The organism is Pseudomonas sp. ATCC 13867 (assembly GCF_000349845.1).
Taxonomy (GTDB): Bacteria; Pseudomonadota; Gammaproteobacteria; order Pseudomonadales; family Pseudomonadaceae; genus Pseudomonas.
Map to the genome: position 1 here is coordinate 5,598,422 of NC_020829.1, position 22,376 is coordinate 5,620,797.

General features: G+C 66.5%; 19 protein-coding genes. 6 read left to right on the forward strand and 13 right to left on the reverse strand.

Annotated elements, in window-relative coordinates:
• Positions 1 to 52: 52 nt before the first annotated feature.
• The 4 genes from H681_RS25045 to H681_RS25060 all read right to left on the reverse strand — a co-directional run bounded on the left by H681_RS25045 (position 53) and on the right by H681_RS25060 (position 4,941).
• Positions 53 to 2,140, reverse strand: a complete 2,088-nt coding sequence (locus H681_RS25045) for an acetate--CoA ligase family protein (RefSeq protein ID WP_015479699.1) — start codon at positions 2,138 to 2,140, stop codon at positions 53 to 55.
• A 67-nt stretch (positions 2,141 to 2,207) separates the two neighbouring features.
• Positions 2,208 to 3,368: an acyl-CoA dehydrogenase family protein gene (locus tag H681_RS25050; protein ID WP_015479700.1), complete on the reverse strand. Its 1,161-nt coding sequence runs from the start codon at positions 3,366 to 3,368 to the stop codon at positions 2,208 to 2,210.
• Positions 3,369 to 3,385: 17 nt separating this feature from the next.
• Positions 3,386 to 4,174 carry an enoyl-CoA hydratase/isomerase family protein gene (locus tag H681_RS25055; RefSeq protein ID WP_015479701.1) on the reverse strand — a complete coding sequence of 263 codons (789 nt, stop codon included), beginning with the start codon at positions 4,172 to 4,174 and terminating at the stop codon, positions 3,386 to 3,388.
• Positions 4,175 to 4,401: 227 nt separating this feature from the next.
• Complete coding sequence (locus H681_RS25060; RefSeq protein ID WP_015479702.1) at positions 4,402 to 4,941, reverse strand: helix-turn-helix domain-containing protein; 540 nt, start codon at positions 4,939 to 4,941, stop codon at positions 4,402 to 4,404.
• 143 nt (positions 4,942 to 5,084) lie between these two features.
• On the opposite strand from H681_RS25060, the gene H681_RS25065 reads away from it, so the two are divergent.
• Positions 5,085 to 5,867: an aldolase gene (locus H681_RS25065; protein WP_015479703.1), complete on the forward strand. Its 783-nt coding sequence runs from the start codon at positions 5,085 to 5,087 to the stop codon at positions 5,865 to 5,867.
• Between the two features lie 59 nt (positions 5,868 to 5,926).
• The gene (locus H681_RS25070; RefSeq protein WP_015479704.1) at positions 5,927 to 6,811 is read left to right on the forward strand and encodes a dihydrodipicolinate synthase family protein; all 885 of its coding nucleotides are present in this window, start codon (positions 5,927 to 5,929) and stop codon (positions 6,809 to 6,811) included.
• Positions 6,812 to 6,859: 48 nt separating this feature from the next.
• Here H681_RS25070 and H681_RS25075 read toward each other — a convergent pair whose 3' ends face one another.
• The 5 genes from H681_RS25075 to H681_RS25095 all read right to left on the reverse strand — a co-directional run bounded on the left by H681_RS25075 (position 6,860) and on the right by H681_RS25095 (position 13,101).
• Complete coding sequence (locus H681_RS25075; protein ID WP_015479705.1) at positions 6,860 to 8,284, reverse strand: amino acid permease; 1,425 nt, start codon at positions 8,282 to 8,284, stop codon at positions 6,860 to 6,862.
• 293 nt (positions 8,285 to 8,577) lie between these two features.
• Positions 8,578 to 10,824 carry an ATP-binding protein gene (locus H681_RS25080; RefSeq protein ID WP_015479706.1) on the reverse strand — a complete coding sequence of 749 codons (2,247 nt, stop codon included), beginning with the start codon at positions 10,822 to 10,824 and terminating at the stop codon, positions 8,578 to 8,580.
• A complete protein-coding gene (locus H681_RS25085) occupies positions 10,821 to 11,600 on the reverse strand; it encodes a substrate-binding periplasmic protein (RefSeq protein ID WP_015479707.1) in 780 nt (259 codons plus the stop codon). The genes H681_RS25080 and H681_RS25085 overlap by 4 nt, the downstream gene beginning before the upstream one ends.
• Before the next feature lie 3 nt (positions 11,601 to 11,603).
• On the reverse strand, positions 11,604 to 12,344 hold the full coding sequence (locus tag H681_RS25090; protein WP_086009581.1) for a response regulator: 741 nt from the start codon (positions 12,342 to 12,344) through the stop codon (positions 11,604 to 11,606).
• Positions 12,345 to 12,453: 109 nt separating this feature from the next.
• Positions 12,454 to 13,101, reverse strand: coding sequence for a TetR family transcriptional regulator C-terminal domain-containing protein (locus tag H681_RS25095; RefSeq protein WP_015479709.1), 648 nt, complete (start codon positions 13,099 to 13,101; stop codon positions 12,454 to 12,456).
• Positions 13,102 to 13,297: 196 nt separating this feature from the next.
• Between H681_RS25095 and H681_RS25100 the strand changes: the two genes are divergently transcribed.
• The 4 genes from H681_RS25100 (at position 13,298) to H681_RS25115 (ending at position 18,204) form a co-directional block, all read left to right on the forward strand.
• Positions 13,298 to 14,401, forward strand: a complete 1,104-nt coding sequence (locus H681_RS25100; RefSeq protein WP_015479710.1) for a polyamine ABC transporter substrate-binding protein — start codon at positions 13,298 to 13,300, stop codon at positions 14,399 to 14,401.
• A 92-nt stretch (positions 14,402 to 14,493) separates the two neighbouring features.
• Complete coding sequence (locus tag H681_RS25105) at positions 14,494 to 15,912, forward strand: aminotransferase (protein ID WP_015479711.1); 1,419 nt, start codon at positions 14,494 to 14,496, stop codon at positions 15,910 to 15,912.
• A gap of 196 nt (positions 15,913 to 16,108) precedes the next feature.
• Positions 16,109 to 16,975: a helix-turn-helix transcriptional regulator gene (locus H681_RS25110; RefSeq protein WP_015479712.1), complete on the forward strand. Its 867-nt coding sequence runs from the start codon at positions 16,109 to 16,111 to the stop codon at positions 16,973 to 16,975.
• Between the two features lie 221 nt (positions 16,976 to 17,196).
• Positions 17,197 to 18,204 carry an alpha/beta fold hydrolase gene (locus tag H681_RS25115; RefSeq protein WP_015479713.1) on the forward strand — a complete coding sequence of 336 codons (1,008 nt, stop codon included), beginning with the start codon at positions 17,197 to 17,199 and terminating at the stop codon, positions 18,202 to 18,204.
• 252 nt (positions 18,205 to 18,456) lie between these two features.
• Here the strand turns inward: H681_RS25115 and choV are convergent, their stop codons facing one another.
• The 4 genes from choV to H681_RS26170 are packed head-to-tail and all read right to left on the reverse strand — an operon-like array spanning position 18,457 to position 22,123.
• Positions 18,457 to 19,635 carry a choline ABC transporter ATP-binding protein gene (gene choV, locus H681_RS25120; protein WP_015479714.1) on the reverse strand — a complete coding sequence of 393 codons (1,179 nt, stop codon included), beginning with the start codon at positions 19,633 to 19,635 and terminating at the stop codon, positions 18,457 to 18,459.
• Positions 19,636 to 19,640: 5 nt separating this feature from the next.
• A complete protein-coding gene (gene choW / locus H681_RS25125; RefSeq protein WP_015479715.1) occupies positions 19,641 to 20,480 on the reverse strand; it encodes a choline ABC transporter permease subunit in 840 nt (279 codons plus the stop codon).
• Positions 20,481 to 20,534: 54 nt separating this feature from the next.
• Positions 20,535 to 21,473: a choline ABC transporter substrate-binding protein gene (locus H681_RS25130; protein WP_015479716.1), complete on the reverse strand. Its 939-nt coding sequence runs from the start codon at positions 21,471 to 21,473 to the stop codon at positions 20,535 to 20,537.
• Positions 21,470 to 22,123, reverse strand: coding sequence for a glycine betaine ABC transporter substrate-binding protein (locus H681_RS26170; RefSeq protein ID WP_080636259.1), 654 nt, complete (start codon positions 22,121 to 22,123; stop codon positions 21,470 to 21,472). Before H681_RS26170 ends, H681_RS25130 begins: the two co-directional genes overlap by 4 nt.
• Positions 22,124 to 22,376 lie beyond the last annotated feature (253 nt).

The window sequence follows — 22,376 nt, forward strand, 5'->3', positions numbered from 1 at the left end:
CCGCTGCGGGGGTTCGTTCGCGAGCAAGCTCGCTCCTACAGGCATGACGAAATCATTCGGCGGTGCGGATCAGCGCATCCACCGCCACAGCGCCTTCGGCGTCCGCCAGCAGTGGGTTCACATCCAGTTCCAGCAGGTTGTCCACGTGCTCGCAGGCGTAGTCGGCGACCGCGCGGATGGCTTCCACCAGCGCCTCCAGGTTCACCGCCGGGCGGCCGCGGAAACCGGTGAGCAGCGGCGCGCTGCGCAGGCCCAGCAGGGCGTCGCGGATCGCCGCGTCGGTGGTCGGCAGCAGCAGGCTGCGGCTGTCCTTGAGCAGCTCGACGAGGATGCCGCCGGCGCCCAGCACCAGCGCCAGGCCGAAGCCGTTCTCGCGCTTGATGCCGACGATCAGCTCGGCCAGTGGCGGATTGGCCATGCGCTCCAGCAGCACCTGGTCGAAGGGCACGCCGGGGGCGTGGCGGGCAATGTTCTCGCGCATGTCGAACAACGCGGCTTCCAGCGCCGCCTCGTTGCGCAGGTTGAGCGCCACGCCGCCAGCCTCGGTCTTGTGCGGCAGCTGCGCGCTGACCACTTTCAGCGCCAGCGGGAAGCCGACGTCGGCAGACGCCTCGCGCGCCTGGGTCGGCGTGCTCAGCGCGGCGCGCGGCAGCGGCAGGCCGAAGGGCTTCAGCGCCTGCTTGGAATTCCACTCGTCGAGCAGCCGGCCTTCGCTGTCCAGCGCCTGCGGGCAGAGCGGCACCAGCGCGGCTTCGCCACGGGCCAGCAGCGTTTCGCGGCGCTGGCGGTAGTGGGCGATGCGGCCCCAGGCGGCGAGGCCGTCTTCCACGCCTTGCAGCGCGGCGACGCCGTGGGAATGCAGCAGTTCGCGGGCGTGCTTGGGCAGCAGCTCCGGCAGCGCGGAGGCGATGAAGCCAACCTTGTCGTGGCGCTCCAGTGCAGCGCAGTAAAGCTCCAGCAGCAGGTCGCACTGCGGGCGCTCGCCGGTTTCCTCGCCGGGGTAGTCCAGCACCAGCAGGGCGGCATCGGCCGGGGTCTGCAGGGCACTGTCGAGCATGCGCTCGAGCGCCGGGCCGTCGCCCCAGATGGCGGTGGTGAAGTCCAGCGGGTTGGCGATATTGGCGTAGTCCGGCAGCACCTCGGCCAGTTCGGCGCGCTGCGCATCGACCAGCTTCGGCAGGCTCAGGCCGTTGCGCTCGGCGTAGTCGGCGATCAGCCCGGCGTCGCCACCGGAGCAGGCCAGCGCGGCGAGGCTGGGGCCGGCCGGCAGGTTGCCGCAGGCGGCCGCCTTGAGGGTTTCGATGAAGCTCACCGGGCCGCTGACGCGGATCACCCCGAGACGGTCGAACAGCGTGTCGTACAGCGCGTCGGAGCCGGCCAGGGAGCTGGTGTGGCTGAGCGCGAGCTCGGCGCCGATCTCGGAGACGCCGGTCTTCAGGGCGATCACCGGGATGCCTTTCTGCAGCGCCTTGAAGGCCGCGCGGGCGAAGCCGGGGACGTTCTTCAAACCTTCCAGGTGCAGGCCGATGGCGGTGACGCGCGGCTCGTCGAGCAGCACGTCCATCAGTTCGGCGACTCCCAGTTGCGCCTGGTTGCCCACCGAGGCCATGTAGGCGATGGGCAGCGAGCGGTCGCTCATGGACAGGTTGTAGGCGAAGTTGCCGCTCTGGGTCAGCACGGCCACGCCCTTCTCCACCAGGTGCCCGCCGTGGGCTACCGGCCAGAGCGCTGCGCCGTGCAGGTAATCGAGCAGGCCGTAGCAGTTGGGGCCGAGCAGGGCCATGTCGCCGGCGCTGGCGAGCAGGCGGCGCTGCAGAACCTCGCCCTCGGCGCCGGTCTCGGCGAAGCCGGAGGCGTAGCAGATGGCGCCGCCGGCGTCTTTCGCGGCCAGTTCGGCCACGGCCTGTACGGTCAGGTCGCGGTTGGTGGCGACGAACACCGCGTCCGGCCCTTCGGGCAGTTCGGCGATGCTGCGCACGCAGGGCACGCCTTCGAGTTCGTCGTATTGCGGGTTGACCAGCCACATCGCACCCGGGAAGCCGCCTTCGGCGCAGCGCTGGAGCGCGCGCGCCATGCTGCGGCCGCCGATGAAGGCCAGGTGCCGGGGCGCCAGCAGGCGCTGGAGGTTTTCTCTTTTCATGTCATGTCTCGGCAGAATTTATCCCTCACCCCCACCCCCTCTCCCGGAGGGAGAGGGGAGCGAAGGATCAGCGCAGCAGCGGGCGCAGCAGTTCGCGGGAAATGATGTGGCGCTGGATTTCCGAGGTGCCTTCCCAGATGCGCTCGATACGCGCGTTGCGCCAGATGCGTTCCACCGGACCTTCGTCCATCAGGCCCATGCCGCCGAAGATCTGCACGGTCTCGTCGGCGACCTTGCCCAGCACCTCGCTGGCGAACAGCTTGGCCATGCCGGCCTCGCCGTCGGTCATGCTGCCGCGGTCCATCTTCCAGGCGGTGTGCAGGGTCATCAGCTCGGCGGCGCGGATCTGCGTGGCCATGTCGGCGAGCTTGAAGGAGATGCCCTGGTAGCTGCCGATGGCCGCACCGAACTGCTTGCGGTCGGCCGACCACTGCAGCGCCAGGTCCAGCGCGCGCTGGGCCTGGCCGACGCAGTTGGCGGCGACCATCACGCGGCCGGCGGTGAGCCAGGCGTTGGCCACTTCCCAGCCCTTGTCGACTTCGCCGAGGACCTTGGAAGCCGGCACGCGGCAGTCGTCGAAGAAGATTTCGTAGGTGTGGTAGCCCTTGTTGCTCACGCATTTCGGGCCACGGCGCACGGTCATGCCGGCGGTGCCCTTGTCCACCAGGAAGGCGGTCACGGCGTTGCGCTTCTTGCCGTTGCGCTCGAAGGTGTCGGTGACCGCGAAGACGATGGCGAAGTCGGCGTGGCCGGCGTGGCTGATGAAGTGCTTGGAGCCGTTGATCACGAAGTCCTCGCCGTCACGCACGGCGCGGGTCTTGATCGAGTTGGCGTCGGAACCGGCGCCCGGCTCGGTGAGGGCGAAGCAGTCGATCTTCTCGCCCTGCACCACCGGCAGCAGGTAGTCCTGGATCTGCTGGCCCTTGCAGGCCATGAGGATCTTCGAGGGACGCGCGACGAACACGTGCAGCGCCCAGGAGACCTTGGACAGTTCGCGCTCGACCAGCGCCTGGGACAGGTAGTCCAGGCCGCCGCCGCCGACTTCCTCGGGCATGTTGAAGGCGTAGAAGCCGGCCGCCAGGGCCTTGCCGCGAATCTTCGCGGCCAGTTCCGGGGACACCGCGTCGGCGCGGTCCACTTCTTCCTCGTAGGGCAGCAGCTCTTTCTCGACGAAAGCCTTGACCGCCTCGACGAGCATTTCCTGTTCCTGGGTCAGTTGGAAATCCATCACATCACCTGCAGCCGTCAGCGGCCTTTGAATTGGGGGGAGCGTTTCTCGGCCACGGCGCGCAGCGCCTCGGCGGCATCTTCACTGCGGCCACAGAGCAGCCCGGCGGCCTGTTCGGCTTCCAGTTGCTGGGCCAGGGTGCGGGCGGCGCCGTCGCGCATCAGGCGCTTGGTCTGGGCGAAGGCGAAGGTCGGGCCGGCAGCCAGGCGCGCGGCGAATTCGCCGATCTGGGCCTGCAGCTGATCGTCGGCGACCACTTCGCCGACCAGGCCGGCATTCAGCGCGCGCTCGGCGTTCCACAGCTCGTCGAGGAACAGCAGGCGCTTGGCCGCTTCGCCGCCGATCAGGCGCGGCAGGTGCCAGCTGGCGCCGGCGTCCGGGCAGTAGGCCATGCCGGTGTAGCCGGCCTTGAAGCGCGCGGAGGCGCCGGCGATGCGGAAGTCGCAGCACAAGGCCAGGTCCATCCCGGCGCCGACGGCGGTGCCGTTGACGGCGGCGATGGTCGGCTTGTCCAGGCCGTGCAGGCGACGCATCAGGGCGTGAGCGGTTTCGGTCCAGCCGTAGGTTTCCAGCTCGCCACGGGCTTCGGCCTCGGCCCATTCGGCGAGGTCGGCGCCGGCGCAGAAGCTGCGGCCTTCGCCGCCGAGCACGATGACGCGTACGGCTTCGTCGGCCTCAAAGGCGTCGAGCAGGGCCAGCAGATTCCTGAGCGTGGGGACGTCGAGCGCGTTGCGCTGCTCGGGGCGGTTCAGGGTGATCCAGGCGATACCGTCCTGGACCCGGCTGAGCGGGGATGGCTGAGTCATGCTGCCCTCGTTCTTGTAGTCGATTGTGTTGAGGCGTTGGACCAATACTAAACAAGTGTTCAGCAAGACGGCAATCCACCCGAAAGGGTGGCTTGTAACGGCCTGCGGACTAGCGGGAACGCCGCGCGGCGCGGGGGCTGCCGGAGTTCGGAGGGCAATCGGGGGAGCGCTTGTTACAACTTCGAACAATCGCGGAGGACGGCGCGGCGAAGGGGCACCGCGCGGGGTCAGTCCTGGCTGTGCACCACGACCAGCAGTTCGGCCTGCTCGTCGCCCAGGGAGCGCAGGCGGTGCGGTTTCTGCGCGTTGAAGTGCAGCGCGTCACCGGTTTCCAGGGTCAGGCGTTCGGACATGAAGTCCACCTCCACCCGTCCCCGGTGGACGAAGATGAACTCCTCGCCCAGGTGTTCCTTGAAGGTCGAGTGGCTGAAGTCGGCCGGCGGATAGACGATGAACGGCAATAGCGCGCGGTCGCCGATCTGCCGGGCCAGCGACGCATAGGCCGGGCCTTCGTCGTCGCGCGCCAGCGACTGGCGCTCGCCGCTGCGCACCAGGCTGTAGCCCTCGGCGGAGCCGCTTTCCTCGGCGAACAGTTCTTCCACCTGGACATTGAGCGCCTTCGACAGCTTGAGCGCCGTGGCAATCGACGGTGTGCTCAGGCCGCGCTCGACCTTGGACAGGTAGCTCTTGGTCATGCCGGTCTTCTCGGCCAGCGTCTCCAGGGTGATCCCCAGTTTCTTTCTCAGCAATTTCAATCGCATGGACATGCAGAACGCCCCTTGGCGTCGGTGCGGAAACTTTTCTCTTGCTAATGACACATTGTGTCATTTAGCTTGATCTGTGTCATTGCAACGTAACCGAAATGACCGCGAGCCCCACTCGCGTCCACCCCGAACAGAGGAAGACTCTCATGGCAACTACCATGCACCTCCCCAAGAACCAGCTGATCCAGCACGCCGAACGACAGATGCAGGCCAGCCTGTCGGATAATACGTGGACTGCCCGGCAAAAACTGGCCCTGACCTGCCGGATTCTCTTCGACGGCGGCCACGACTCCGGCCTGGCCGGGCAGATCACCTGTCGCGCGGAACAGCCCGGCACCTACTACACCCAGCGCCTGGGGCTGGGCTTCGACGAGATTTCCGCAGGCAACCTGCTGCTGGTCGACGAAGACCTCAAGGTGCTCCAGGGCCAGGGCATGGCCAACCCGGCCAACCGCTTCCACAGCTGGGTGTACCGCGCCCGCCCGGACGTCAACTGCATCATCCACACCCACCCGCTGCACGCCGCCGCGCTGTCGATGCTGGAAGTGCCGCTGGCAGTGTCGCACATGGACCTCTGCCCGCTGTTCGACGACTGCGCCTTCCTCAAGGACTGGCCGGGGGTGCCGGTGGGCAACGAGGAAGGCGAGATCATCTCCGCCGCCCTGGGTGACAAGCGCGCCATCCTGCTCTCCCACCACGGCCTGCTGGTAACCGGTTCGAGCATCGAGGAAGCCTGCGTGGTGGCGATGCTGTTCGAGCGCGCCGCGAAGATGCAGTTGCTGGCGATGGCCGCCGGCGAGATCAAGCCGATTCCGCCGGCGTTGGGCAAGGAAGCGCACGACTGGATTTCCACGCCCAAGCGCCACGGCGCCGCCTTCAGCTACTACGCCCGGCGCAGCCTGCGCGAGCACGGCGAATGCCTGAGCTGACCGGCCTCCCACTCCGATAACTACAACGCCACTTATCCATAAGTGCCCCAGGTGCAACCATGTCCTCAACCACCCTCCACGGCATCATCGGCTATACCATCACTCCCTTCGGCCCCGACGGCGCGCTCGACCTGCCGGCGCTCGGCCGTTCCATCGAACGACTGCTCGCCGGCGGCGTACATGCCATCGCCCCGCTGGGCAGTACCGGCGAAGGCGCCTACCTCAGCGACCCGGAATGGGACGCGGTGGTGGAGTTCAGCCTGAAGACCATCGCCGGCCGCATCCCCACCATCGTCAGCGTGTCCGACCTGACCACCGCCCGCACGGTGCGCCGCGCGCGTTTTGCCGAACGCCTCGGCGCCACCGCGGTGATGGTGCTGCCGGTGTCCTACTGGAAGCTCAACGAAGAGGAAATCCTCGCCCACTACCGCGCGGTCGGCGAGGCGATCGGTATTCCGGTGATGCTCTACAACAACCCCGGCACCAGCGGTACCGACCTGCCAGTGGAGCTGATCCTGCGGATCGTCAACGAAGTGGAGAACGTCACCATGGTCAAGGAGAGCACCGGCGACATCCAGCGCATGCACCGCCTGCGCCTGCTCTCGGGCGGCCAGGTGGCGTTCTACAACGGCTGCAACCCGCTGGCGCTGGAAGCGCTGGTGGCCGGGGCGAAAGGCTGGTGCACGGCGGCGCCGAACCTCATCCCGCAGCACAACCGCACGTTGTACGAAGCGGTGCAGGAAGGACGCATGGAGGATGCGCGGGAGTCGTTCTATCGCCAGTTGGCGGTGCTGGACTACATCACCCGCCGTGGCCTGCCGACCACCATCAAGGCCGGGTTGCGCATGGCCGGCCTGGAGGTTGGCGTACCACGCCTGCCGTTGCAGGAACTGGACGGCGACGGCCAGCGCTATCTGCAGGGACTGCTGACAGCGCTGCAATGAGGCATGACTGCCCCGCCCGCGCCGGCCGCGGGCGGGGCCCTTGCCCATTCAGCTCACGCTCAACGCCGCCTCGCTGACCACCTGCGGCCGCTTGCGCTTGAGCACGTAATAGGCCAGGTAGCAGGCCGCCATGAAGCCGAAGCCCCAGTACAGCGACGGACGCTGGGTCGGGTCCATCGCCAGGAACACGAACAGCGAGCAGCAGATCGCGATGCACGCCAGCGGGATCAGCGGGAACAAGGGCGCTGCGTACTTCAGGTCGGCCACGCTGCCGCCCTTGGCCATGTGCTCGCGGCGGAAGCGGTACTGGGCGTAGGCGATGACGATCCAGGTGACGGTGCCGGACATTCCGCTCACCGCCATCAGCACCATGAACAGGGTGTCGGCGGCGACGATGCTGGTGAGCAGCGAGAGCAGGGCGAACGCCAGGCTGATCAGCAGCGCGTAGAGCGGCACGCCACGGGCACTGAGCCTGGACAGACCGCGCGGCGCCATGCCGGTCTTGGACATGGCCCAGAGGATGCGGGTGGAGGCGTACAGGCCCGAGTTACCCACCGAGAGAATCGCGGTGAGGATCACGAAGTTCATCAGGTCGGCGGCGTAGGGAATGCCGACCATGTCGAACACCTGCACGAAGGGGCTTTCCATCAGCCCGGCCTGCTTCCACGGCACGATGCAGGACAGCACGACGATCGCCAGCACATAGAAGATCAGCACGCGGAACACCACGTTGCGCACGGCGCGCGGGATGCTCTTCTCCGGCTGGTCGGTTTCGCCGGCGGCGACACCCATGATCTCGCAGCCCTGGAAGGCGTAGACCACCGTCATCATCACCGCGAACACGGCGGACAGGCCGTTGGGGAACAGGCCATCGCTGACCAGGTTGGACAGCCCCGGTGCAGCGGCGCCGCTATTGAGCGGAATGGCACCGAAGATCACCAGCACGCCGACCACGATGAAGCCCAGGATGGCCGCGACCTTGATCCCGGAGAACCAGTACTCGGCCTCGCCGAAGGCGCGGGTGGCCAGGGCGTTGAGGGAGAACAGCACGACCACGAAGAAGCCCGACCAGAGCCAGATCGGCACCTCGGGGAACCAGCGGGTCATCAGCATGCCGGCGGCGGTGAATTCCAGGCCGACGGTGGAGGCCCAGCTCATCCAGTAGACCCAGCCGATCATGAACCCGGTGGCCGGACCGATGAAGCGCGTGGCGTGGGCCTGGAAGGAACCGGAGACCGGCATCTGCACCGACAGCTCGCCCAGGCAGACCATCACCAGGTACATCAGCAGACCCGCGACCAGGTAGGCGAGGATGGCGCCCATCGGGCCGCCGGAGCCAATGGTGACGCCCGAGCCCATGAACAGGCCGGTGCCGATCACGCCGCCCAGCGACAGCATGAAGATGTGGCGGCTCTTCAGCGCGCGGGTGAGCTGGATCTTCTCGCCGCTACCGGCGTGATGGGTCTCAGACATGGCGCACCTCCAGGGAACGGCGGGCGCGACTGAGCGGAACTCTACGTTGGATCATTATTGTTATCTCCAATCAATCAGAGGCCGTGGCTCGGGCACGGATGCCACCGGATTATTGGAAGGCGATGTAAGACCCCGTTGTTCGAGTGGATCGAAGTTGTAGAAAGATGTAAGGATTTTGTGCAGGGCGCATGGGACGGGTCTTTCAGGGGACGATCTTGTAGAAGCGAGCTTGCTCGCGAACAGGATTGGCCGGCGGTGACGGAGTTGGGCGGAGTTCGCGAGCAAGCTCGCTCCTACAGAGAACGCGCCTGGGCGCCCTTCAGAAGCTCGAACGCCACCGCCCTCTCCCGTTCCAACCGCTCCGCCCAGTCACCGCGCACCGAGCCCGCCAGCGCCGCCTCCTCCAGCTCGCCGAGGCAATCCCCCAACCCGCGCAGCCCCATCGACCGGCAACTCCCCGCCAGCCGGTGCGCGAAGCTCGCCGCTTCAACAGCATCCTCCTGGTGCAGGGCATCCAGCAACAGCAGCCACTGCTCGGCGAGCAACGTCCACAGACTGGCGAGCAACTCGTTCAGCTTGTGCTCACCCAGCAACCGGCGATGGGTTTCCAGTACCCGCCGGTCCAGCGGGCCGTTATCCACGGCCGCCAGTGGCAGGGCGGCAGACACGCCGGCCAGCGCGCGGCGCAGGTCGCCCAGGCGCAACGGCTTGCCCAGCACGCCCTGCATGCCGGCCTCGAAATAGCGGCGGACCATCCCCGGCTGCACGCTGGCGGTGAAGGCGTGGATCGGCGTGGTGGCGTTGAGGCCGCCGGCTTGCGCGCGAATCGCCCGGCACAGGTCGAGACCGGTCATGCCCGGCAGATGCATGTCCAGCAGGATCAGGTCGAAGCGCCGCGCGGCGGTGAGCGCCAGCGCGGGTTCCGCGTCGTCGGCAAGCTGGACTCGGTGGCCGTCGCGCTCCAGCAGCGCCTGGGCGACCTCGCGGTTGAGGGCGACGTCTTCCACCACCAGCACCTCTCGCGATGGCGCCAGCCCGGCGGAAACCTCGGACTGCGGCAGCACGCCCGGCATCAGCGCGATCTCGAACCAGAAGGTGCTGCCCTCGCCTTCCAGGCTTTCCACGCCGATCTCGCCGCCCATCGCCTCCACCAGGCGCTTGCTGATCGCCAGTCCCAGCCCGGTGCCGCCGTAGCGTCGTGCCACTTCGTCGCTGGCCTGGGTGAAGCGCTGGAAAATCTTTTCCTGCTGCTCGGCGGAGATACCGATGCCGTCGTCGATCACCGCGAAGCGCAGGCGCTGCCCGGCCTCGCCGCGCTCCAGCAGCGTCACCTCCAGCAGTACCTCGCCCTCCTCGGTGAACTTCACCGCGTTGGCCAGCAGGTTGCTCAGCACCTGGCGCAGGAACTGTTCCGCGCCCCGGCAGGGGTCCTGCACTTGCGGATCCACGCGCAAGCGCAGGCAGAGGCCGCTGTCGGCGGCGCGCGGCTCCAGCAGGGTCACCACGTCGTCGAGCAGGCGGCGCAGGGAAAAGTCCACCGGCTCCGGCTGGCTGGCGCCGTCCTCCAGCTTGGCGAAGTGCAGCACCTCGTTGAGGATCGCCAGCAGCCCTTCGCCGGCGGTGGACAGCGCCTGCAGCCGGCGCCGGTCCTGCTCGCCCAGAGGCGCGGCACGCAGCAGCTCGGCCATGCCGAGAATGCCGTTGAGCGGCGTACGGATTTCGTGGCTCATGGTGGCAAGGAAGCGGCTCTTGGCGCGGTTGGCCTCCTCCGCTTCCTCCTTGGCGCGGCGCAGGCTGGCGGTGCGCCGCTCGACGCGCTGCTGCAGCTCGTCGCGCTTGCTCTGCAACGCGGCGCGATCGGCCTCGCGGCGCCGCAGCTCCGCGCGCAGGGCGCGGCGCAAGTCGTCGAGCGCGTCGGCGACGGTGTCGATCTCATCCTCCTTGCGCCCCTTGTGCAGTGCCAGTTCGGTCTGCAGATCGCCGCCGGTGAGGCCCCGGACGAAGTCGGCCATGACGCGCAGGTGGCGGGTGACCAGGCTGTGGAACAGCCAGCTCAGCGCCACCGCCAGGCCGCAGAGGAACACCCCCATCCACAACAGGCTGGCCAGCCCGCCGTGGAGCAGGCGCAGGTAGACGGCACCGAGGTCGATGCTGACTTCCAGCTCGCCCAGTTCGCGGCGCTCGCCGTCCGGCGGCTGGAAGGCCAGGGCGTAGCGCTCGACGCGGAACGGCCCACGCTTGTCGTCGGCGTCCTGCACCAGGTTGAAGTCGGCGCTGCGCAGGCGCACCTGGGCAATGTCGGGGAAGTCGGCCAGGCCGTGCAGCTGCACGTTGAGCTGCTCCTGGTTGAGGTCCCACAGGCTGCGCTCGAAGCTGGCCAGGTAGCCGACGCGGATCAGCTCCAGGCGCGTGTCGATGTCGCGCATCTCGCGGCGGTATTCGAAGTACAGCTGCACCGCGCTGGCCAGCACGGTGAAGCACAGGCTGAACAGCAGCACCCGCAGCAGCAGGCGCCGGGCCAGGCCGCCGGGCAGCTTCAACGCGGCACCCCGTCGCCGGCGAGCATGGCGCGGTAGTCGTGCTCGCTCTGCTGCAGCCAGCGAGCGACGCTGCCGTCGTCCACGCGTTTCTTCAGCACGGCATCGATCTCCTCCATTCGCGCGGCCAGCGGCGAATGGCGGGAGACGGCGATGCGCAGGTAATCCACGGTCAGCGGCCGGGGCAGCGCGGCGATGTCCTGGCCGCCGGCCAACTGCTCGACGAACAGCGAGCCGGTGCGCCGCTCGTGGGCGATGAAGTCGATGCGCTGGCGGATCAGCTTGCCGAAGTTCTGCCGGCTGTCGGAGACCCATTCGACGTTGCCGTGCTCGGCGACGAAACGGTCGAACTCCGCCCCGTAGCTCTCGCCGAACAGCAGCCCGCCACGGTAATTGGCGAGGTCGCCCAACTGGTCGAAACGCACCGGCTTGCGGCGGTTGTAGAAGATCGCCACTTCCTCGCGCAACACCGGCACGCGGGAGAACAGCAGACCATCGTCGCGCTGCGGGGTCTGGTAGGCGAGCACCACGTCGACGCGACCCTCGGCGGCATCCAGCAGGCAGCGCTTCCAGTTGCCCAGCACCACGGTCTGCACCTCGTAGCCCAGCTCGCCGAGCACGCTGCGTACGGTCTGCGGCGCCAGCCCGCGCACTTCATGGCCGTCGCTCCAGGAAATGGGCGGATAGACGGGATAGTCGCAGTAACGGATCGGCGGCGCGGCGCTGGCGCCCGCTGCCAGCAACGGCAGCACCAGGCACAGCGGGGCCAGCCAGCGCATGGCTCAGGCGTCGACGGGCGTGGCGGTGAACAGGTAGCCGGCGCCGTGAATGGTGATGATCAGCTCGGGCTCGGCCGGGTCGTCGCGCAGCTTGCGGCGCAGGCGACCGACCAGCACGTCGATGGAGCGGTCGTTGGGCAGCCACTCGCGGTTGCGGATCTGGTCCATCAGCTGGTCGCGGCTCAGGGTGTGGCCGGTGTTGCGCAGGAACACGCAGAGCAGCTGGAACTCGCCGTGGGTCAGCGGGGTTTCGCTGCCGTCGCGGTCGACCAGGCGGCGGCGGTCGGGGTCGAGCGTCCAGCGGGCGAAACGCTTGTGGTTCTGCCGCGCCGGCTGGGCGGCGGAGCCCTGGCGGGCATGGCGCACGCGGCGGATCAGGTTCTTCGCGCGGGACACCAGTTCGCGCGGGTTGAGCGGCTTGATCACGTAGTCGTCGGCGCCGCATTCCAGGCCGACGATGCGGTCGATGTCGTCGTTGCGCCCGGTGATCAGGATGATGCCGACCTCCGAACGCACCCGCAGTTCGCGGGTCAGGGTCAGGCCGTCCTTGCCGGGCAGGCGGATGTCGAGCATCACCAGGTCGATGGGCTGATCGGCCTGCTCGGCTTCGGCGAGGCTTGCCTCGGCCTGTTCGGCGGTGCCGGCGCAAAGCACGTCGTAGCCTTCCTCGCCGAGGTAGGCCTGGAGGAGCTCGCGAACCACCGGATCGTCGTCGACGATCAGTACACGGGAAGTCATCGCAATACCCTGCTGACGCCACCGCTCGGAGGCGGGGCATTCTTGTTATTAGTCTAGAGAGCTCTGTAGGACCGGTCCTACGGTCGCAGCAGGTTACCGGTCGCTGAACAATCGATCAACAGCCCGCCGCCGCGCGGCTGAAGCGTTGTCGGCCGCCCTGTTGCAGGCCATCCACCCACGCCTCGCAGATCTGCACGCCCTGCTCCGGGGTGAAGGTATTGGGATTCAGACCGGACTCCAGCCACAACCCATCGAGCAAGGCGCTGAGGGCGATGGCGGCAAGATCGGCGTCGAAATCGGCCCAGCCCTGCTCCTTCGCCAGCGCGTTCAGCGCCTGCGCCAGCAACGCGCGGTACTCGCCGTAGGAATGGTCGTGCGCCTTGTTGATTTCCTCGGCGGTCTTCACCGCGCCCCAGAACGCCAGCCAGGCATCCAGCAGCTGCGGGTCGAGCAGCTCGGCGGAGAACGACGCGCGGAAGAACGCCGAGAGTCGCGCACGGGCATCCGGCGCCGCCTCGGCGATGGCGTCGCGCAGGAGCTGCATCACCCGCCCGGTGACGGTCAGGTAGGCCTCGGCCACCAGTTCGTCCTTACCCGAGTAGTGATGGTTGATCAGCCCCACCGAGACCCCGGCCTCGGCGCAGATCTTGCGGATCGATGCCCCCTGGAAGCCGTGGCGCTTCAGGCACGCGAGGGTGGCCTCGATCAGCAGCGCCTTGCGCTGTTCGGGCTCCAGTCGGGAAAAGCGGACTTCCTGGTTCATTCCTGTGATTCCGGGTAGGGGATGGGGAGAATCTGAACGATTGTTCGACAAGATGCCAGCCCCAGGTCTGCCGTCGTTTCGATGTGGGCGTTGTAACGGTAACCGACCCTACCTACCCGTTCGGGGAATGGTCCGCCAATCGGGGCTGGCCGAGAGTGACCCCATCAGCGAACACAACAACAACAGGTGGACTGACATGCAGAAAACCCTCGCTGCGGTACTCGGCGCGGCACTGGCGACCTTGCCGGCGCTGGGCTACGGGGAAGACAGCAGTAGCGCCAATACGCTGCGGCTGTACAACTGGACCGACTACATCGGCGAGCACACCATCGCCGATTTCGAGAAGGCCACCGGGATCAAGGTGGTCTACGACACCTTCGACTCCTACGAAACCGTGCAGGGCAAGCTGATGCCCGGCCGCTCCGGCTACGACCTGGTGGTGCTCAACGCCGCCCTGGTGCCGCCGCTGCTCAAGGCGGGCGTATTCCAGCCGCTGGACAAGTCCAAATTGCCCAGCTGGAACAACCTCGATGCGGAGGTGCTCAAGCACCTGGAGCACTACGATCCGGGCGTGAGGTACTCGGCGCCCTACACCTGGGGCAGCAACGGCATCACCTACAACGTCGACAAGATCAAGCAGCGCATGCCGGACGCGCCCATCGGCTCGCTGGCGATGCTGTTCGATCCGAAGATCGTGTCGAAATTCGCCGATTGCGGGGTGACAATCATCGATTCGCCCACCGACGTGATCCCGCTGGCCCTGGCCTACCTCAAGCGCGACCCCAACAGCGCCGCGCCCGAGGACCTGAAGGCCGCCCAGGACCTGCTGCAATCGATCCGCCCGTACATCCGCAAGTTCGACTCCACCAGCTACCTGAACGGCCTGGCCAACGGCGACCAGTGCATGGCGATGACCTGGTCCGGCGACTACGCCACCGCCCAGGCCCGCGCCGACGAAGCCGGGGCCAAGGTCAAGCTGGGCTACTTCGTGCCCAAGGAAGGCTCGCTGATCTGGTTCGACGACTTCTACATCCCGGCCGACGCGCCACACGTGGCCAACGCCCACACGTTCATCGAATACATGCTGCAGCCCAAGGTGGCCGCCGGCGTCGCCGACTACATCCGCTACGCCTCCAGCAACGCCGCCGCCACCCCGCTGCTGGCCGCCGAAGTGCGCAACGACCCGGCGATCTACCCCGACGCCGAGACCCGCGCCCGGCTGTTCACCCAGAAAGTGCAGAACCCCAAGGCGACCCGCCTGATCACCCGTACCTGGAACGCGGTGAAGACCGGGACCTGATGGATCGCCAACCACCCGCCCCGGCCTGAGCGCCGGGGCACGGGGAGAAGGCTCTCCCCAGGACGAATAACCGGAATACCGAGGTAAAGCAGATGACCACCCCAACCCCAGCCTTCTTCGCCCAGTTCAACGACGAGCAGCTGGTCGCCGCCGACAAAGCCCACTACATGCACGGCTACCACGTGTTCGACGATCACCGGGTCAACGGTGCGCTGAACATCGCCGCCGGCTCGGGCGCCTACATCTACGACACCCAGGGCAATCGCTACCTGGACGCCGTGGGCGGCATGTGGTGCACCAACATCGGCCTGGGCCGCGCGGAAATGGCCGACGCCATCGCCGAGCAGGTGCGCCAGCTGGCCTACTCCAACCCCTTCTGCGACATGGCCAACGTCACCGCCATCCAGCTCTGCGAGAAGCTCGCCGAACTGGCGCCGGGCGACCTCGACCATGTGTTCCTCACCACCGGCGGCTCCACCGCCGTGGACACCGCCTACCGCCTCATCCAGTACTACCAGAACTGCCGTGGCAAGCATGAGAAGAAGCACATCATCAGCCGGGTCAACGCCTACCACGGCTCGACCTTCCTCACCATGTCCCTGGGCGGCAAGGTCGCCGACCACCCGGCCGAGTTCGACTTCCTCAAGGACGTCATCCACCACATTTCCTGCCCCAACCCCTACCGCGCGCCGGAAGGGATGACCGAGGGCGACTTCCTCGAATTCCTGGTCAAGGAATTCGAGGACAAGATCCTCGAGCTGGGCCAGGACAAGGTCGCCGCCTTCTTCGCCGAGCCGATCATGGGCTCGGGCGGCGTGATCATCCCGCCCAAGGGCTACCACCAGCGCATGTGGGAGGTGTGCCAGCAGTACGACGTGCTCTACGTCGCCGACGAAGTGGTGACCTCCTTCGGCCGCCTCGGCGCCTTCTTCGCCTCCGAGGACGTGTTCGGCATGCAGCCGGACATCATCACCACCGCCAAGGGCCTGACCTCCGGCTACCTGCCGCTGGGCGCGTGCATCTTCTCCGAGCGCATCTGGAAGGTGATCGGCGAGGCCGACAAGGGCCGCTGCTTCGCCCACGGCTTCACCTACAGCGGGCACCCGGTGAGCTGCGTCTCGGCACTGAAGAACATCGAGATCATCGAGCGTGAGAATCTGCTGGAGCACGTGAAGGACGTCGGTGGCTACCTGGAGCAGCGTCTGCAGGAACTGGCCGACCTCCCGCTGGTGGGCAGCGTGCGTTGCCAGAAGCTGATGGCCTGCGTCGAGTTCGTCGCCGACAAGCGCAGCAAGGTGCTCTTCCCCGAGGAGCTGAACATCGGCGAGAAGATCCACCTGCGCGCCCAGGCCAAGGGCCTGCTGGTGCGACCGATCGTGCACCTGAACGTGATGTCGCCGCCGCTGACCATCACCCGCGAGCAGGTCGACGAGATCGTCGACACCCTGCGCGAGTCGATCCTCGAGGCCGCCGAAGACCTCAAGCGCAGCGGTGATTACGCGGGGCACTGATGATCGATCCGAAAACCTGTTTACGATCTCGCGAGCTAGAGCAGAACAAGGCGAAATCGGTTGAGGGAGCGGAGTCTACGCGCAGTAAATGAGCATCCCGAAACCGATTTCAACGCAGTTATGCCGACGCGCAGCAGATTGGAAACAGGTTCTGAGGATTTTGCCTACATCCAGGCAGCCCTTTAGACTGCCGGACATGAGCGAATCCCAGGCGCTGAGCGAAACCTCCGACGCACCGACCCTGCATGCCTGGCATGCGGGGCTGGCGCGCGCCCTGGCCAGCGTCGGCGAAATCGTCTTCGTCGAACGCCTGGCCGACGCCCTGGGCTGCCTGGTGCCGGTGGAGTCGCTGATGCTCGGCCTGGAGCAGCGCGGCCAGCCGCCGCAGCCGCTGTACCAGCGCGGCATTGCCCCGGCGCACCACGAGGCGCTGATCGACCGCTACTACGCCCGCGGCTACCTGCTCGACCCCTTCTGCCTGGCGATGGAAGCCGGCCTCACCGAAGGCTTCTACCCGCTGGCCGACATCGCCCCGGACGACTTCTTCGCCAGCGAGTACTACAAGACCTACTACCTGCGCTGCGGCTGCACCGAGGACTGCCACTTCATCGTCGACCTCGGCGAGCAACGCAAGGTCTCCCTGTGCCTGTACCAGGGCCACAGCGGCGCGCGTTTCAGCGCCACCCAACTGGACCTGCTGGCCGGCGCGCTGCCGCTGGTGCGCGAACTGATCCGCCAGTTCGAGCGCAACGGCGGCCTCGACCTGCTGCTCGCCGGGCGTGGTGACAGTAGTGCGCACGTCGCCCAGGCGCCGTTGAACCGGCACATCCGCGCCGCCTTCATGAACTTCGGCGCCGACCTCCTGACCGAGCGCGAACGGGAAATCGCCCACCTGCTGCTGCGCGGCCACTCGGTGAAATCCAGCGCGCGGGTGCTGGACATCTCGCCGGAAACCGTGCGCATGCACCGCAAGCACCTCTACACAAAGCTCGAAATCAATTCCCAGGCGGAGCTGTTTTCGCTGTTCATCGACTGGCTGACCGGCGGTGCCAGCGCGGCCTGAAGCTGCTCTACCCCATCCTGCGGCCCTGGCTCGCCGACAAGCTGTGCTGTTGTAGGAGCGAGCTTGCTCGCGAACCGGGCGGGCACGGAGTAAAGCGATTCGCGAGCAAGCTCGCTCCTACGAGAAGCCCAAGCGCCAATGCGGCGCCGACCCGGAAAATCTGCCAACCTATGGCCTTTCCCGCTGTCTGACCCGTGCCCACACCACCCGGAGAGCTCCCGATGCGCCGCTGGCTACCCGCCCTGCTACTGGCCGCCGCCCTGCCGCTGCACGCCGCCGAATCCAAACCCACCTACGGCCCGGAACTGGAGCGCTTCAACTACGCCTATCCGGTCGGCCACTACAGCTTCGCGTCCCAGGGCCACCACATGCACATGGCCTACATCGACGTGAAACCCAGGCAGAACGCCAACGGCCGCACCGTGGTGCTGCTGCACGGCAAGAACTTCTGCGCCGGCACCTGGGAAAGCACCATCGCCGCGCTGAGCAATGCCGGCTACCGCGTGGTCGCGCCGGACCAGATCGGCTTCTGCAAGTCCACCAAGCCCGAGCGCTACCAGTACAGCTTCCAGCAGTTGGCGAGCAACACCCATGCGCTGCTGGAGCACCTGAAGATCGGCAAGGTCACCCTGCTCGGCCACTCCACCGGCGGCATGCTCGCCACCCGCTACGCGCTGATGTACCCGCAGCAGGTGGAGCAACTGGCGATGGTCAACCCCATCGGCCTGGAAGACTGGAAGGCCCTCGGCGTGCCCTACCGCACCCCGGACCAGTGGTACGAGCGTGAGCTGAAGACCAGCGCCGAAGGCATCCGCCAGTACGAGCAGGCAACCTACTACGCCGGCCAGTGGAAGCCCGAGTACGACAAGTGGGTGATCATGCTCGCCGGCCTGTTCAACGGTGCCGGCCACGAGCGCGTGGCGTGGAACTCGGCACTGCTCTACGACATGATCTTCACCCAGCCGGTGGTCTACGAATTCGGCCAGCTGAAGATGCCGACCCTGCTGCTGATCGGCACCAAGGACAACACCGCCATCGGCAAGGACCTGGCCCCGGCCGAGCTGAAAGCCAAGCTGGGCAACTACGCCGAGCTGGGCAAGCAGACCGCCAAGGCGATCCCCAACGCCACCCTGGTGGAATTCGACGACCTGGGCCACGCGCCGCAGATCCAGGACCCGAAGCGCTTCCACGACGCGCTGCTCAAGGGCTTGGCAGAGCTCAAGCACTGATCGATGTGCCGGGTTGGTTGAACGTAGGATGGCGTGGAGCGAAGCGATACCCATCCTACAAAAGCGATCCGGCTCGGCGCGGAACCTGACCTGACTTGTAGGAGCGAGCTTGCTCGCGAACCGCCCAGCGCCTGAGCAGCCGGGAAAATGCGTTCGCGAGCAAGCTCGCTCCTACAAAAAACAAGGCTCCAGCCCCAACAAAAACGCCGGCTCCCCTCCCAGGGAGCCGGCGTTTTTCATTCGGGCGGCGAATCAGCCCAGGTTCTTGCCCAGCAGCGCGTGGTACAGCTCGCTGTCGCCGAGCACGCCCACCACGCGGTTCTGTTCCTGCAGCACCAGCTTGTGGCCGGTCTGGTAGCGGATCTGCAAGGCATCGCGCATGCGGATGCTGACGTCGACCAGGGTCGGCTCATGCTTGAGCTTCTCCACCGGGTCGCCCGGGCGCCATTGCTGCAGGTCGATGATGTTGCTGCCCTGGCGCACGGCCTTGATCTGGTTGCCCTCGGTCAGGCCGAGCCAGCAGTCGCGGCCCTGGTCGAAGCACACCTCGTCGGCCTGGCGGCGGCACTGGTCCAGGCCGCGCATCAGGCTGGAGCCGCACAGCACGTTGAGCGGGTTGGTGTGGGCGACGAAGGTACGCACATAGTCGTCCGCCGGGCTGAGCACGATTTCCTCGGGCTTGCCGTGCTGGATGATGCGGCCGTCCTTCATGATCGCGATGCGCGTACCGATCTTCAGCGCCTCGTCGAGGTCGTGGCTGACGAAGACGATGGTCTTGTGCAGCTGGCGTTGCAGCACCAGCAGTTCATCCTGCAACTGCTGGCGGATCAGCGGGTCCAGCGCGGAGAAGGGCTCGTCCATCAACAGGATGTCGCCATCCATCGCCAGCGCGCGGGCCAGGCCGACGCGCTGCTGCATGCCGCCAGAGAGCGAATCCGGGCGCTTGTCGCGCCATTGCGACAGGCCGACCAGCTCCAGTTTCTCGTCGATCACCTTCTTCCGCTCGTTGGCCGGGCGGCCCTGCATTTCCAGGCCGAAGCCGATGTTCTCGGCGACGGTCAACCAGGGCATCAGCGCGAACTTCTGGAACACCATGGCGATGCGCTTGGTGCGCATGGTCTTGAGGGTGGCCGGCGAGCAGTTGGCGATGTCCACCTGCTGGCCTTCGTGCTCGATCAGCAGCTTGCCGCGGCTGACCCGGTTGAGGCCATTGATGCAGCGCAGCAGGCTGGACTTGCCCGAGCCCGACAGGCCCATCAGCACGCAGATCTCGCCGCGATTGACGTCCAGGCAGGCATCCTCGACACCCAGCACCTGGCCGGTACGCTTGAGGATCTCCTCGCGGCCCAGACCCTTGTCCAGCAGCTTGAGCGCTTCCTTGGTGTGGGTGCCGAAAATCACATCCACATGTTCGAATCGAATCGCCGACATAATGCTTACCTCCCCCGCAGCGAACGTTGCTTGCACACCCGATCGAGCAGGATGGCGAGCAGGACGATGGCCAGACCGGCCTCGAAGCCGAGGGAAATATCCGCCGTGTTGAGCGCGTTGACCACCGGCTTGCCGAGGCCGTCAGCACCCACCAGCGCGGCGATAACCACCATCGACAGCGACAACATGATGCATTGGGTGATCCCCGCGCCGATGCTCGGCATGGCGTGCGGCAGCTCGATGCGCGTCAGCAGTTGCCAGCGCGAGCAGCCGAAGGCCTTGCCGGCGTCCATCAGCTCCGCCGGCACATCCTGGATGCCCAGGCAGGTCAGGCGGATGGGCGCGGCGATGGCGAAGATCACCGTGGAGATCAGGCCCGGAACCACACCCAGGCCGAACAGGGTCAGGGTGGGGATCAGGTAGACGAAGGTGGGCACCGTCTGCATCAGGTCCAACAGCGGCCTGAGCGCGGTGTAGAACCAGGGCTTGTGCGCCGCCAGGATGCCCAGCGGCACCCCGATGGCGATACACACCACCGTGGCGAAGATCACCTGCGCCAGGGTCTCCATGGTCTCCTGCCAGTACCCCAGGTTGAGGATCAGCAGCAGCGAGGCCAGGGCGAAGACCGCCAGGCCCCAGCTGCGCTGGATGTAGAACACCAGGAAGACCATCAGCGCGATCAGCGCCAGCGGGTTGAACCAGAGCAGGCTGTTGGTGACGCCGTGGATAAGGAACTCGAGGGTGTCGGAAATCTTGTCGAACACCGACGCGCCATGTTGCGTGAGCCAGTCGACGAAGGCGGCGATATGCTCGCCCAGCGGTAGCTTGTGGTCAGTCAGAAACATAATGCGGGCCCATCAGAAGCTTGAGGAATCGGCCAACGGCAATGATTTCGGCACTTATTTCGAGAATGCCACCTTGGCTGCCGCCAAGGCCGGTTTGCCGTCACGGGTGGTCACGCCGGCAAGCCAGGCGTCGAGCAGTTCCGGATGGTCCTTCAACCAGGCTTTTGCCGCCTCTTCGGGCTTCTTGCCCCCGTTGAGCACGGCGTCCATGAGTTTGTTTTCCATGTCCAGGGTGAAGCTCAGGTTGGCCAGCAGCTTGCCGATGTTCGGGCATTCCTGGGCATAGCCCTTGCGCACGTTGGTGTAGATGGTCGCGCCGCCGTAGTTGGGGCCGAACACGTCATCGCCGCCTTCGAGGTACTTCATCTTGAAGCGGGTGTTCATCGGATGCGGCTCCCACCCCAGGAACACGATCCACTGGTTGCGGCGATCGGCGCGCCCGACCTGCGAGAGCATGCCGGCCTCGCTGGACTCCACCAGCTTGAACTTGCCCAGGTTGAACTGATTCTTGTCGAGCATCCCCTGCACCAGGCGGTTGCCGTCGTTGCCCGGCTCGATGCCGTAGATCTTGTTGCCCAGCTTGTCGGCGTACTTGCTGATGTCGGCGAAGGTCTTCAGGCCACCGTCATACGCGGCCTGGGAAACGGCGAGGGTGTACTTGGCGCCTTCGAGGTTGGCCCGCACGGTTTCCACCGTGCCCGCATCGGCGTAAGGCTTGATGTCGTTGGCCATGCTCGGCATCCAGTTGCCGAGGAACACGTCGAGGTCATTGTTCGCCAGCGACTTGTAGGTCACCGGCACGGACAGCATGTTCATCTTGGTGGTGTAGCCAAGCGATTCGAGCACCTGGCGGGTAGTGGCGGTAGTCACGGTGATGTCGGTCCAGCCGACGTCGGAGAAGCGAACCGTGCCGCACGACTCAGGTTCAGCGGCCTGAACCGCCAGCGGCGCGCAAACGGACACAGCCAGCAGCAAAGACTTGCAACCTTTCATGAGCGTACTCCTCTGCGGGGTGGGGCGCCGGCGCTTCCCGCAAAGGGCGCGGCGGTCTCTCGTTTTATGGGTGGGGCCAGGCTTGCAGGCCCTTTTGTTGTCATTTCGTATCGATCATGGAACAGGAAAAATTCGCCGCATACCGGGTGCGTCGCAACCAGTGCAGGCGAAGTCGCAATCAGCACCAGGCATGTCGCATCCAATCGCAGGGCCCGGCGCAGGCGACCTGCGGGGGTCGCGATCAGTCCATCGCGACTGACTTCGACCCCACCGGCGCAACACAGGAAACACACGGCACACCCCTGCAACCAGGTGCCTCGCACCTGTGGATTGGCCTGTAGCCAAGCCTTGGCGGCCTGGCGTGGATTGCGCCGCTCGTTGAGCAGCGCATCCATCCGTTGCTTCTCCAGCGCCAGGTCGAATTTCAGGTTCTTCAGCAGCCGCGCGACATTCGGGCACTCCTGAAGATAGCCTGTTCGGACGCTGGCGAAGACCGTGGCGCCGCCATGATTCGGCTCGAAACAGGCATCGCCACCGTCCAGGTACCTTACCTGAAGACGCCCATTCATCGGGTGAGGTTCCCCAATCGGCGGTTTCAGCGCCTCGGCGCGCCTGGCACAAGCCGGCATGTCGGCCTCGCTGGACGCCATCCGCTTGAAGCCGTCCAGGTCGAACCTCCGGTCATCGATCAGCTTGCGGATCCGTTGGTTGTCGTCGTCGGTGCCGGATCATGGGGCAAGCCGGATTCCCGCGCCGATGTTGCAGCCGCCGCGTCCTGCAAGGGAGCGGCCACGGCGCTTTTGGATATGACCAAGTCGGTGCCGGAAGGGGCCGCGCGACCGCTTGGACCGATGATGAGCACGCAACGCGGGCACAGGGAGGTGCCCACGCCCCCACCCCCGC